Below are 8,602 nucleotides of genomic sequence, written 5' to 3' on the forward strand. Positions count from 1 at the left end.
ACGCTCACGCAGCTCATCGTTGTACTTCTTCGGTGCGGGCATCGCTGGTGTTCCTCCCAGGTTTCGATGTCTCCATCAAACCCGGTGCGGGACACTGCAGATCCGCCGCCGCAGACGGCGCTTGGACCAACCGAAACGCTTCACCACCGAGACCGTCTACGCCATCACCGACCTAGGCGTGCACCAAGCGAAACCGGCACAACTGGCCGCGTGGATCCGCGGCCACTGGTCGATCGAAAACAAGATCCACTGGGTGCGGGACGTCACCTACGACGAAGACCGATCCCAGATCCGCACCGGAACCGGACCCGAGGTCATGGCCGCCTTACGCAACGCCGCCATCGGCGCCCTCCGCACCGCCGGAATCGCCAACATCGCCGCCGCCAACCGACATCACGCCCGCGACAGCACCCGGCCCCTGGCCCTACTCGGCATCATCTGACGACTTTGCCGGGGCCCTGGTTGTCAGCCGGGGGGCCGGGGGTTCGAGTCCCCTCGTCAGCGCGCATGAAGGGTTGGCCGAGTCTGGTCGATGGCGCCGCGTTGCTAACGCGGAGCGGGTCACACCGCCGGGGGTTCAAATCCGTCACCCTTCGCCAAGCCGTCGTAGCTCAGTCGGTTAGAGCACGGAGCTGATAACTCCGGGGTCGCTGGTTCGATTCCAGCCGACGGCACGCAGCAATTCTTGCCCCCGTAGCTCAGTGGATAGAGCACGAGATTACGGATCTCGGTGTCGCTGGTTCGATTCCAGTCGGGGGCTCTTTCCGGGATATGGCGCAGGTTGGTAGCGCGCCGGGCCACGGTAATATGATCCGCATGTCGCGTCCTTTCAAGACCTCCGATGAGGAGTTCGCCCAGGTCGTTGCCCGGTGCCGATCCTGGAGGCACGTACTCCGCGAGCTGGGTGGTACTACCACCAGCACAACCGGGGTACGGCGGCGGGCGGAACAGCTTCAGCTCGACACGTCGCACTTCACTGGACAGCGGTTGTGGAGCGACGAGGAGCTGGCAAGGGCGATCCGGAAGGCAACGACGTGGAACGACGTCGCGATCAAGCTGGGAACTCCGGCGTCCAACGCGAAGCGCCATGCATTGCGTCGAGGTGTCGACTTCGCCCACCTCGACAGGCGGACGCCCATCGAGGGGGACGACGTCGCTTCCTCGCTGAGCCCCCAGCAGGATCTCCTGCGGAACGCGGGTGAGTCGCTGGCCGCGGCCTGGTTCAAGCTCGCCGGTTGCGGCGTCGGGCAGGTGGCAGATCAGCAGCCGTACGACTTGCTTGTGGTCTTCCCGAGCGGGCAGCCGGCAAAGGTACAGGTCAAGACATCACGGCGCGGAGTCAGCGGCGGGGTGCCGTGTTTCCAGATGAACACGAGGAATTACCTCTCGCCGACGCGGCGGACTCGCCTGCCCTACGACGAGCAGGACGTCGACTTCTTCTTCTTCATCGGTGGCATGGAGGACATGTGGTTGGTCCCTCACGCCCGCGTACTCGGGCAGGTTCACTGCTATCCAGGGCCGGAGTACGAGCGATATCGCGTGCGGTGGCCCGCGTAGGGCAACAACGGGACGTGGCGCAGGGGTAGCGCGCTGGTCTGGGGGACCAGAGGTCGGGAGTTCGAGACTCCCCGTCCCGACAAACGGGTAGTGGCGCAGTTTGGTAGCGCGTTCGCTTCGGGAGCGAAAGGCCGTCGGTTCAAATCCGGCCTACCCGACTCGTGGAGGGTTCCGGCCCGTGGGGGCCAGCCGGCCTCGAAAGCCGGAGGGGGGTGCAAGCCCTGGCGTTCGACTCGTCAACCTTCCGCCAAGCGCCGCTAGCTGAGTGGCTTAGCACCTGACTCTTAATCAGGGGAGCGGAGTTCGATCCTCCGGCGGCGTACCAACTTCCCCCAGTAGCTCAGTGGATAGAGCGCTGGTTTCCTAAACCGGGTCGTCGCAGGTTCGAATCCTGCTCGGGGGACGTCTATCGGGCCGCTAGCTCAGTGGTAGAGCTGCCGACTTTTAATCGGAGTGTCCAGAGTTCGATCCTCTGGCGGCCCACTTGCGGGATGGCGCAGTTATGGAAGCGCGCTGGGCTCATAACCCAGAGGCCGCCGGTTCGAATCCGGGTCCCGCTCCCGCCGCGGTAGCTCAGCGGGAGAGCAACGTCTCGACAAGGCGTAGGTCGCTGGTTCGATCCCAGCTCGCGGCACGCAGACGCGCGTTCGGTTATGGGTAGGCCCTCGCCCTTTCAAGGCGATGAAGCGGGTTCGAGCCCCGCACGCGCGACCATTCCGGCGTCGCCCAATCGGTAGGGCAGCGGACTGTTAATCCGTACAGGTACAGGTTCGAGTCCTGTCGCCGGAGCGATGACGGGGCCGGGACGGGGCGTCAGCTCCTCCCTGCGGAGAGTGGTCCACCAGGGCTGCCCGTCATCTTCATGCCCGTGTAGCTCAGCGGTAGAGCGCTGGTCCCACACACCAGTTGTCCCTGGTTCGATCCCAGGTGCGGGCACTGGCCTTCGGGCCGACGTTGTGACTGTAGCTCAGCGGCAAGAGCGCCGGATTGCGGCTCCGGAGGTCGGCGGGAAGTCGTACCCACTTGACAGACCCGTCCACGGGTACCTCCTCGATTTCGTCGAGGAGGTACCCAGATCTGGCGCGGGCGACGCCCCCGTCAGGCCTCCTGGCGCACCGGCTGGTAGACGGTACCCGGAGCGGCGCCCGCATCGAGATGCCACGGCAGCTCGCCGGTCGCGGTGCCGTTCGGGTCGTCGGTCTGGTTGCCGACCACGTAGCGCACCTTCCAGCCGGTCGGCTCGGCGATGCACTCCATGTAGCCGTACATGCCGTTGTAGGCGCCGCGGATCTCGTCGTCGGGGAGGAACTGGTTGCTGCTCTGGCTCGTCATCGGGGCGTTGATGAACTCGGTGGCGACGAACGGGCTCGTGTGGTCGCGGAAGCGGCGCACGTGGGTCACGATGCCGCAGTGGATGTCGCCCGACAGCACGACCGGGTTGAACGTGGCCGGTGTGGCAGCCTTGCGCTCCTCGAGGACGGCCGTGACGCGGTCGCGCACGCCGGTGAACGCGTTCCAGCCGTTGTTGCCGCCGTTCCACCAGATCGGCGTCGGCGTCGCCAGCGCGGTCCACGTCGCGGTCGTGGTGCGCAGCCAGTCGAGCAGATCGTCGGTCTGGGCGTTGCCGAGTAGCGATGGGCCGCGGTACTGGCGGACGTCGGTCAGGTACAGGTCGAGATTCGTGCCCCAGGCGATCCGCCGATAGAGCGCGAGGTCGTTCTTCGTGTCGCCGAGCGGGCCGGGGTGCCCGTTGCGCAGCGGCATGTTCTCCCACAGCGCCTGTAGGGCGCGGTTGAACCGGCGGACCTGGCCGACCCCGCCGAGGTCGCCGCCGCGGTAGTCGTTGAAGAATTCGTGGTCGTCGGGCATGACGTACACCGGGAACCGCCGGTGGACCTCGCGCAGGCTGTCGCGCAGCTTGTACTGGCCGTAACGGGTGCGGTAGTCGTCGAGCGAGCTGATCTCGCGCGGCGGCACGTGCGCGCCCCGCCCGAACTCGTAGAAGTAGTCGCCGAGGAACACGACGAAGTCGATATCCTCGCGGCCGGCGAGGTGATCGTGGCCGTGGAAGTAGAACTCGCCGCCGTCGGCGCGGGCGATGTTCTGGCACGTGACCACGGCGAACCGGGCCGTGCGGTCGTCGCCGGCCGCGAACGCCGTGTGCGTACGGCCGATCGGGCTGCGGAACACCGTCCCGTCCGGCCCGTCGACCTCGAACTCGTAGAAGTAGCGCCGACCGGCATCGAGCCCGGCGACGTCGACATGCACGGAAAACCCGTTGTCGGCGAACGCCACGGCCTCACCCGAGGCGATCCACTTGGACGGCGCGCCCAGGTGCGACTCGGTCCGGGCGAGGCGCCAGCGAACCGGCACGTCGGTCAGATCGCCCATCCCGAACCGGGTCGACGGATCGAGCGGTTCCGGGGCGAGCCGGGTCCAGATCACGACGCGGTCGGTCAGCGCGTCGCCGGACGCGACACCGAGCGTGAACGGATCGCCGTCGACCGGCGACATGGCGAGCGCGGGCCCGCTCGTGGTCGCCACGGTGCCCGCCGCGAGCAGCCCTGCACCCGCCAGCGTCAGAAACCGCCGGCGGTCGAGACCGGCTTCGTTCATGTCGCTCTGCCCCATCGAGTTCTCCTACGTCATTGGGTTGCCGGCGGGAACGTAACGACGCCGGTTTGCGCGTCGTGGCCCGCGCCGCGAACGGCAGGCAGCGCGCAGGCGAACTCGTTCGATTCCCGCCAGTGAACTCAAGGGAGCGCGCCACCGATGGTGAGGTGGGCCGGGCTGTAACCCCGGTGCGTTCGCGCTTAGGGAGTTCGAATCTCTCCGCTCCCACGCATGCCCGCGTAACTCAGCGGATAGAGCACCGCCCTCCTAAGGCGGGTGTCGCTGGTTCGAGTCCAGCGCGGGGCGCAGCATCGAGCGTCGCTAGCTCAGAGGGAGAGCAGCCGGCTTTTAACCGGCGGGTGCAGGGTTCGAGCCCCTGGCGGCGTACTTGCCGGGTAGAGGAGTTCGGTCGTCCTCGCCGGCCTCACAAGCCGGAGAACGCGGGTTCGAATCCCGCCCCCGGCCACCAAGCCCTGATAGCTCAGCGGGAGAGCACCGTCTCGACAAGGCGGGGGTCGCTGGTTCGACACCAGCTCGGGGCACAGCATCGCGCGTTCGGTTATGGGTAGGCCCTCGCCCTTTCAAGGCGATGAAGCGGGTTCGAGCCCCGCACGCGCGACCATTCCCCTGTAGCTCAAGGGCAGAGCGGCCGGCCGTTAACCGGTTGATCTTGGTTCGAATCCGGGCAGGGGAGCGATGACGGCTCTTCGAACTTGAGCGGGGTTTCGTGTCGGGCGGCCCGGATGTGAGGGGCTCGCAGCTCATCAGTGATCATTCGAACACGACCTGAGCTAGACCAATTCGGTCAGATGGCCAACCCGGCACCCCCGGACACGACGATCTCCTGCCCGGTGATGTAAACGGCATCGTCCGAAGCCAGAAAAGCGACCGTCCCCGCGACGTCTTCTGGCGTCGCGAGGCGGCCGAACGGATTGTGCTCGGCCATCGCCGTCATCGTCCCCGCGACGTCATCGGTTGCCGTCCGGATCGAGGCTCTCGTCATCGGAGTGTCGGTCATTCCGGGGCTGACCGCGTTGATACGAATCCGGCGCGGTGCGAGCTCGAGCGCAAGTGTCGGGATCATGGCCAGCATCGCGCCGTGTGACCCGGCCGCGACGCTGCTGCCGGTGAGGCTGCGCGTTGCTCCGATACCCACTGTCACAATGACCGAAGCGCCGTCGGACAGCAGCGGCAAGGCTTTGACCAGGGTGAAGAACACCCCTTTCGTGTTGACGGCGAACACCTCGTCGTAGCCCGATTCGTCCCAATCCTTTAGCGTCATCGGACGGTTGACGCCGGCGTTCAGGAACAGCGTGGTCAGACTTCCGAACTGTCCTCCGACTTCGGACACGACCTTGTCGATGTCCGATAGCGACCGCACGTCAGCTTGCAAAACCAGGACATCGTTGGGCAATTCTTGCCGTGCGTGAGCCACGCTCTCCTGACGTTGTCCGGTGACGGCAACGCGGTAGCCGCGATCGTGCAGAGTCCGCGCGGTCGCCTTCCCGATTCCGCTGGTGCCGCCCGTAATCAGAGCCGTACGTTCCGACATCACACTCACTCCATCGTTCGTTGTTGGCTTGGGCTTGACCCGTTTCGACGGACAGGGTCGTTGTGTTGATCTTAGTTAGGCGGCTTGGTCGATCGGTAGCGGTTGTGAGCTGGTGGCCTCGAAAGCCGCAGGGCTGAGGTAGCCGAGGGTTGAGTGTCGGCGGCGGGTGTTGTACCAGCCTTCGATGTATTCGAATATGGCCTGGCGGGCGGCTTGGTGGGTGGGCCAGGCCTGGCGGTGCAGGAGTTCGGTTTTGATGGTGGCGAAGAACGACTCGGCGACTGCGTTGTCCCAGCACTGTCCGCGCCGGCCGACGGACAGGCGGATGTCGTGACGGTGTGCGAGGCGGGCGTGCTGGGCGCTGACGTATTGCGTGCCGCGGTCAGAATGAAACACCAGTCCGGGCTCGGGTCGGCGGCGTGCGAGAGCGTCGGCGAGGGCGGCGTCGACCAGGTCGGTCTTCAGGTTGTCGGCCACGGCCCAGCCGACGACCCGGCGTGATGCGAGATCGATGACGGTGGCCAGGTAGAGCCAGCCCTGCCACGTGTTGATGTAGGTGATGTCGCCGCACCAGCGGGTATCGATTACGCCAGGATCAACACGGAAGTCGCGGCCGACCAGGTCAGGCCGGAGCCCGGCGGCCGGATCCGGGATTGTGGTCGTGCGCCAGCGGCGTGGGCTCTTGCCGGCGAGTCCGGCGGTGCGCATCAGCCGGGCGACGCGTTTGCGTCCGTGTCGTAGCCCCTGCTCGGTGAGGTCAGCGTGGATCCGCGGCGCCCCGTAGGTGCCCTTGGACCGTTCGTGCAGAACGGTGATCTTGTCGGTGAGCCGGGCATCGACCCGCTCGCGCTGCGACCGGGCGCCGGTTTTCTGCTGGTAGTAGGCGGATCGGGAGACCTCGAGCAGTTCGCAGGCACGTTTGACGTTGTGCTTGCCGGCCTGCTCCGCGGCGATGAACGGGAAGACGTTCACCGGGTCTCCTTCGCGAAGAAAGCCGTCGCCCGTTTGAGCACATCGACGTCTTCGCGCAGCCTGCGGTTCTCTTTGCGCAGCTGTGCGAGTTCGGCCCGCTCGTCGGTCATCAGCCCGTCGGCGCGGACGCCGGTGTCGAGTTCGGCCTGCTTGACCCACTCACGCACTGCCGTCTCGGTCAGGTCGAAGTCCTGGCTGACCTGCCGGAGCGTGCGGTCACCACGCTGGCACAACTCGACGATCTCGGCCTTGAACTCCGGCGTGAACGAACGCCGAGGCCGTGGCCGCTTCTTTCCCATGCTCTCCATGATGCTGGACATCCTCCCGGAGACCCCCGGTCCCCTGATCTCGGATGTCCGTCAAAACGGGGCAGGCCCACCTGGGCTGGCTGCGGCTCTTGGCCTGGGCCCGCGAACACGCGCCCCCATGACAGGGATTTGGCACCCCACAGGGGTGCCGTCCGGCAGGTACCCTCGGCCGGTGTTCTCGCCTCAAGGCCCGTCTCTGCGTGAACTGTGCATACAGGCGCTGTCCTCGGTCCAGCGGGGCTACGACCTCCTGGCTCCGAAGTTCGACCACACGCCCTTTCGCACCCCGGAGAGCATTCTCGGCGCGACCGCCCACGTGCTGTCCGAACTCGGACCGTTCAGCCAGGGACTGGACGTGTGCTGCGGTACTGGTGCGGGCATGCAGGTTCTCAGGCCGGTGTGCCAAGGACGGATCACGGGCGTCGACTTCAGCGCCGGCATGCTCGCGCAGGCGCGCAGCGCACACCCGGATGCCACGTGGGTGCAGGCCGACGCCCGGGCCCTGCCTTTCGCTGAGAACTTCGACCTCGCGGTCACCTTCGGAGCGCTCGGGCACTTCCTGCCCACCGAACGGACTGCACTCTTCGAGGGGGTGTACCGCGCACTGCGGCCCGGCGGGCTCTTCACCTTCGCGATCGGCGCGCCGCCGCCCCTCACCTCGGTATCGCACTGGGCCACGCTCGGATTCGACCTGGCCATGCGGGTCCGCAATGCCGTGTGGCGCCCCCCATTCGTCATGTACTACCGCAGCAGCCCGCTGCCCGCAGTCCTCGACGAACTGACGGCGGCTGGCTTCACCGCGACGGCCGTCGCCTTGACCGGCCTGGGCCGGCACCGGGACAGCAGCCCACGGTACCGGCTCATCCTCGCGCGTAAGCCGGCAGACCATCACTGATGCCCGGTCGCGCATTGAGTAGTTCGCCCGCCCCAAGCGACGGGCCAGTCACCGGAGGCGACGACGCCGGATTCTCGACCATAAGGAGATGCTGGTAAGGACGACCGGCCAGGTGAGCATTCCGGCCGGAACGCAGAGGCCTTGGCCAGTGGGTACGGGCATGGCTGGTCTCGTCGGCTCTGGCCTGGGCTACGCGCGGGGCCCGACCCTTGCTGTCCGCGCGCCTCTGGACAGCGTCGACCAGGGCGCGTCCAGGCGCGAGAACGCCCGGTCGTGCGGATGAGAGTGTGGCTATCCGTTCAGCCCGGCCCCGCCGCGTCGCTTCCGGGGCATCGCGTTGCCCAGCCAGTCAGGTACGCCCCTGGTATACACCGGCGCTTGGGAGGTGTACGAGCCCCGGGGTTGGGTAGCCCACGGACGGCGTGTGTCATCAGAGGGAGTGGCAATGGGCGGCGAGCGGATTCCGGGTTCCTTTACGGAGCAGACGGCGCAGGTCGGCGACGTCACGATCAACTATGTTCGGGGCGGTCGGGGCAGGACACTGGTCCTGCTGCACGGCTATCCTCAGACGTGGTACATGTGGCGCAAGGTTCTGCCGGAGCTTGCCAAGCACTGAGGTGATCTCAGCAAGGATCCGGGCGCGGTTCGGCATGACACGGGCATAGCGTCCATAGCGGACAGCGTGGGATAAGGACGTGGAGCCAT

At 66.6% G+C, this 8,602-nt stretch carries 8 protein-coding genes and 20 tRNA genes; 24 read left to right on the top strand and 4 right to left on the bottom strand.

From position 1 onward, the window contains the following. The 16 genes from ACFYPS_RS36430 to ACFYPS_RS36505 form a co-directional block, all read left to right on the top strand. Positions 1–442, top strand: a 442-nt coding sequence (locus ACFYPS_RS36430; protein ID WP_387331004.1) for a transposase, incomplete at its 5' end; no start/stop codon positions are given. A 67-nt stretch (positions 443–509) separates the two neighbouring features. Then, positions 510–599, top strand: a tRNA-Ser gene (locus ACFYPS_RS36435). 1 nt (position 600) lies between these two features. Continuing rightward, positions 601–674 (top strand) — tRNA-Ile (locus ACFYPS_RS36440). A gap of 13 nt (positions 675–687) precedes the next feature. Further along, positions 688–760: transfer RNA gene (locus ACFYPS_RS36445), tRNA-Arg, on the top strand. Positions 761–816: 56 nt separating this feature from the next. Next, complete coding sequence (locus tag ACFYPS_RS36450) at positions 817–1,557, top strand: hypothetical protein (protein ID WP_354968315.1); 741 nt, start codon at positions 817–819, stop codon at positions 1,555–1,557. A gap of 8 nt (positions 1,558–1,565) precedes the next feature. After that, positions 1,566–1,637: transfer RNA gene (locus ACFYPS_RS36455), tRNA-Pro, on the top strand. Positions 1,638–1,641: 4 nt separating this feature from the next. After that, a tRNA-Pro gene (locus ACFYPS_RS36460) sits at positions 1,642–1,715 on the top strand. A 5-nt stretch (positions 1,716–1,720) separates the two neighbouring features. After that, positions 1,721–1,807, top strand: a tRNA-Ser gene (locus ACFYPS_RS36465). A gap of 1 nt (position 1,808) precedes the next feature. Continuing rightward, positions 1,809–1,882, top strand: a tRNA-Lys gene (locus ACFYPS_RS36470). A gap of 4 nt (positions 1,883–1,886) precedes the next feature. Then, positions 1,887–1,960: transfer RNA gene (locus ACFYPS_RS36475), tRNA-Arg, on the top strand. 8 nt (positions 1,961–1,968) lie between these two features. Further along, positions 1,969–2,040 (top strand) — tRNA-Lys (locus tag ACFYPS_RS36480). A gap of 2 nt (positions 2,041–2,042) precedes the next feature. Next, positions 2,043–2,117 (top strand) — tRNA-Met (locus ACFYPS_RS36485). A 2-nt stretch (positions 2,118–2,119) separates the two neighbouring features. Continuing rightward, a tRNA-Val gene (locus tag ACFYPS_RS36490) sits at positions 2,120–2,191 on the top strand. A gap of 6 nt (positions 2,192–2,197) precedes the next feature. Further along, a tRNA-Glu gene (locus ACFYPS_RS36495) sits at positions 2,198–2,271 on the top strand. A 1-nt stretch (position 2,272) separates the two neighbouring features. Beyond that, positions 2,273–2,346 (top strand) — tRNA-Asn (locus tag ACFYPS_RS36500). Between the two features lie 75 nt (positions 2,347–2,421). Next, positions 2,422–2,493, top strand: a tRNA-Val gene (locus ACFYPS_RS36505). Between the two features lie 162 nt (positions 2,494–2,655). Here the strand turns inward: ACFYPS_RS36505 and ACFYPS_RS36510 are convergent. Then, on the bottom strand, positions 2,656–4,188 hold the full coding sequence (locus tag ACFYPS_RS36510; protein ID WP_387331007.1) for an alkaline phosphatase D family protein: 1,533 nt from the start codon (positions 4,186–4,188) through the stop codon (positions 2,656–2,658). Positions 4,189–4,314: 126 nt separating this feature from the next. On the opposite strand from ACFYPS_RS36510, the gene ACFYPS_RS36515 reads away from it, so the two are divergent. From ACFYPS_RS36515 to ACFYPS_RS36540, 6 genes are all read left to right on the top strand, one after another. Next, positions 4,315–4,398, top strand: a tRNA-Tyr gene (locus tag ACFYPS_RS36515). 87 nt (positions 4,399–4,485) lie between these two features. Then, positions 4,486–4,557: transfer RNA gene (locus tag ACFYPS_RS36520), tRNA-Lys, on the top strand. A 3-nt stretch (positions 4,558–4,560) separates the two neighbouring features. Next, positions 4,561–4,639: transfer RNA gene (locus ACFYPS_RS36525), tRNA-Val, on the top strand. A gap of 1 nt (position 4,640) precedes the next feature. Beyond that, positions 4,641–4,712 (top strand) — tRNA-Val (locus ACFYPS_RS36530). A 6-nt stretch (positions 4,713–4,718) separates the two neighbouring features. After that, positions 4,719–4,792, top strand: a tRNA-Glu gene (locus ACFYPS_RS36535). Position 4,793: 1 nt separating this feature from the next. Next, positions 4,794–4,864 (top strand) — tRNA-Asn (locus ACFYPS_RS36540). 111 nt (positions 4,865–4,975) lie between these two features. Here the strand turns inward: ACFYPS_RS36540 and ACFYPS_RS36545 are convergent. The 3 genes from ACFYPS_RS36545 to ACFYPS_RS36555 all read right to left on the bottom strand — a co-directional run bounded on the left by ACFYPS_RS36545 (position 4,976) and on the right by ACFYPS_RS36555 (position 6,993). After that, positions 4,976–5,722, bottom strand: a complete 747-nt coding sequence (locus ACFYPS_RS36545) for an SDR family oxidoreductase (protein ID WP_387331010.1) — start codon at positions 5,720–5,722, stop codon at positions 4,976–4,978. 75 nt (positions 5,723–5,797) lie between these two features. Next, entirely contained in the window at positions 5,798–6,694 is an 897-nt protein-coding gene (locus ACFYPS_RS36550) for an IS3 family transposase (protein ID WP_387331013.1), read from the bottom strand. After that, entirely contained in the window at positions 6,691–6,993 is a 303-nt protein-coding gene (locus tag ACFYPS_RS36555; protein WP_387331015.1) for a transposase, read from the bottom strand. The genes ACFYPS_RS36550 and ACFYPS_RS36555 overlap by 4 nt, the downstream gene beginning before the upstream one ends. Positions 6,994–7,174: 181 nt before the next feature. On the opposite strand from ACFYPS_RS36555, the gene ACFYPS_RS36560 reads away from it, so the two are divergent. Both ACFYPS_RS36560 and ACFYPS_RS36565 read left to right on the top strand, forming a co-directional pair. Continuing rightward, positions 7,175–7,897, top strand: coding sequence for a class I SAM-dependent methyltransferase (locus ACFYPS_RS36560; RefSeq protein WP_387331018.1), 723 nt, complete (start codon positions 7,175–7,177; stop codon positions 7,895–7,897). 445 nt (positions 7,898–8,342) lie between these two features. Beyond that, positions 8,343–8,513 carry an alpha/beta fold hydrolase gene (locus ACFYPS_RS36565; RefSeq protein WP_387331021.1) on the top strand — a complete coding sequence of 57 codons (171 nt, stop codon included), beginning with the start codon at positions 8,343–8,345 and terminating at the stop codon, positions 8,511–8,513. Positions 8,514–8,602: the final 89 nt, after the last annotated feature.

This window comes from Micromonospora sp. NPDC005087, from assembly GCF_042872965.1.
Taxonomy (GTDB): Bacteria; Actinomycetota; Actinomycetes; order Mycobacteriales; family Micromonosporaceae; genus Micromonospora.

Bases quoted from the DNA above. Each gene is read 5' to 3' on its own strand.
- ACFYPS_RS36450 (WP_354968315.1), top strand. From the start codon at position 817: ATGTCGCGTCCTTTCAAGACCTCCGATGAGGAGTTCGCCCAGGTCGTT.
- ACFYPS_RS36510 (WP_387331007.1), bottom strand. From the start codon at position 4,188: ATGGGGCAGAGCGACATGAACGAAGCCGGTCTCGACCGCCGGCGGTTT.
- ACFYPS_RS36545 (WP_387331010.1), bottom strand. From the start codon at position 5,722: ATGTCGGAACGTACGGCTCTGATTACGGGCGGCACCAGCGGAATCGGG.
- ACFYPS_RS36555 (WP_387331015.1), bottom strand. From the start codon at position 6,993: ATGGGAAAGAAGCGGCCACGGCCTCGGCGTTCGTTCACGCCGGAGTTC.
- ACFYPS_RS36565 (WP_387331021.1), top strand. From the start codon at position 8,343: ATGGGCGGCGAGCGGATTCCGGGTTCCTTTACGGAGCAGACGGCGCAG.